We start from the raw sequence: 1,289 nt of genomic DNA, 5'->3' as shown, positions 1-1,289 counted from the left end.
ATGGCCGCCGAGAAATTCGGCGGGCCGCCCGGCCCGCCGCCTCGGGCGGCAGCCCGACCCTGCGCAGCAGATCGGCGACCCGCTCGCGCCGATCCGCCCGGCAGCCGATGCGGTGGATCGCCAGCGGCTCGGCCAGCAGCTCCCCCACCGTCCAGCGCGGATCGAGCGAGGCCGCCGGATCCTGCAACACCATCTGGATGTCGCGTCTGGCCCCCCGCAGCTGCCGCTGCGAGGCGTGGGTGATGTCCTCCTCCCCCAGCCGGATGGTGCCGGCGCTGGGGGTGACCAACCGGACGACGGCCCGAGCCAGGGTCGATTTCCCGCAGCCGGATTCGCCGACGATGCCCAGCGTTTCGCCGGATGCCAGCTCGAAGGACACGTCGTCCAGAGCATGGACCACCCCGCGCGCCGTCGCGTAATCCACCGAAAGCCCGCGCACCGACAGGACGGGAGCGGTGGTGGGGCTGGCGTCAGATGGCATGGCTCTCTCCCGCGTGATGGCAGGCGACGAGGCCGCTGCCGGCCGGGCGCGGCGGCGGAGCGGCCCGGGCGCAGCGGTCGTCGGCCAGCGGGCAGCGCGGGGCGAAGGCGCAGCCGGACGGCATCGCCGCCAGCGACGGCACGGTGCCGGGAATCTCGGTCAGACGCTCCCGCGCCACGCCGGCCGGAGCGACGGCATGCGTCTGCGCTGCGAGGCCCCGCGGCTGGGCCGCGATCAGGCCCTGGGTGTAGGGATGGAAGGGATCGGCGAAGAGGTCGCGGGTGTCGCGCTCCTCCACCTTGCGGCCGGCATACATCACCAGCACGCGGTCGACATAACGCGACACCACGCCGAGGTCATGGGTGATGAAGACCACGGCGGTGCCCTGCTCCCGCCGCAACTCGTCGATCAGCGACAGGATCTGCGCCTGGATGGTGACGTCAAGCGCCGTGGTCGGCTCGTCGGCGACCAGCACGGCGGGGGTGCCGGCCAACGCCATGGCGATCATCACCCGCTGGCGCATGCCCCCCGACATGCGGTGCGGATATTCGGCGAAGCGGCGCGCCGGATCGGGAATGCGCACGCGCTCCAGCAGGGCCAGAGTCCGCTCGCGCGCCGCCTTGCGGCTGACCGTTTCATGTTCGAGGATCGCCTCCATGATCTGCTCGCCGACTGTCAGCACCGGGTTGAGCGCGGTCATCGGCTCCTGGAAGATCATCGAGATGCGGGCGCCGCGCACATGCCGCAGCGCCGCCTCGTCGAGCGCCAGCAGGTCGCGCCCCTCCAGCCGCACCGTCTCATCGGTCAC

General features: G+C 72.4%; 2 protein-coding genes. Both read right to left on the bottom strand.

Features of this window, described 5'->3' with window-relative positions; all coding sequences use genetic code 11:
- Nucleotides 1-481, bottom strand: a 481-nt coding sequence (locus I71_RS07365) for an ATP-binding cassette domain-containing protein (RefSeq protein ID WP_042693285.1), incomplete at its 3' end; no start/stop codon positions are given.
- The coding region (locus tag I71_RS07360; RefSeq protein WP_042693282.1) for an ABC transporter ATP-binding protein at nt 471-1,289 on the bottom strand (819 nt) is incomplete at its 5' end. The genes I71_RS07365 and I71_RS07360, both read right to left, overlap by 11 nt.

This window comes from Azospirillum sp. B506 (assembly GCF_000333595.1).
GTDB lineage: Bacteria > Pseudomonadota > Alphaproteobacteria > Azospirillales > Azospirillaceae > Azospirillum.
This window is presented reverse-complemented; position numbering and strand designations above follow the sequence as displayed.